1 pseudogene is annotated in these 860 nt (G+C 38.5%); it reads right to left on the bottom strand.

The window, feature by feature from the left end:
- A pseudogene (locus tag NSP_RS26755) lies at positions 1-860 on the bottom strand (pentapeptide repeat-containing protein); the annotation flags it as partial.

The raw sequence follows: 860 nt of genomic DNA, 5'->3' as shown, positions 1-860 counted from the left end.
TAACTTAGTTGCACTGGGTAAACTAGCAACTGTACCCTTCAAAATCTTCAAAGCCGTTTTCGCCGCCTTTTGCATAGCCCCCTCAACTTGCGGACTTTTCCCGGCTTCCGCCAAAGTCTTCACCTGTTCTAACGCCTCAGCTTTATCTTCTTCAGGTAAATTTTTCTCAGCCTCAATTGCTGCTTGCAATTGCGCCAACAATTCCTTAACTCCCGGTTTATCAGGTTTAGATGAACTTGGCAACTCATTAATAGTATTTGTGACAGTACCACTAATTTCACCTAAATTCAAAGCTTGTCCACTAGCATTAAAATCACCGCCAACACTGCCAATGTTAATCTTACGGCTGGCATCATTACTGTTAGTCATAGGTTTATTTTCTATTTTATTGTCAACTTTAACATTCATAGATTGATTCGCTAACGACATAATCATCTCTGGAATTTTTGCATTTTGTTTCCGAAGAAAATCTATATCCTCTTTTTGCATATTTAATAATGCCTTATATTTTTCCTCTGCTGCTTGCAGTCCCAATTGATAATAGTGTGTAAAATCACTATGAATCTTTTCTTTATCAGCACCATCAGGGACACCAACCTTAACAACGACTACCCCATCACCTTTATTTTCAATACTTTGTAAGCCTAATTTTGTGTCTTCATTTTGGTTCTGCACATTTTGAAAAGCATTAACAAAAGCCTTCCAATCAATGCCATCACGGAAAATCAAATCAACTGTATTTAAAACTTCTTCAAATAGCTTAGTAAATTCTCCTGGTTGAAAGTCGCCACTACTGGGACGGCGTTCGCGGTCATCGGTTCCAGGTTTGGGGTTTTCTAGAAGATAGACAAAGCGACAAT

This window comes from Nodularia spumigena CCY9414 (genome assembly GCF_000340565.2).
Lineage (GTDB): Bacteria > Cyanobacteriota > Cyanobacteriia > Cyanobacteriales > Nostocaceae > Nodularia > Nodularia spumigena.
This window is presented reverse-complemented; position numbering and strand designations above follow the sequence as displayed.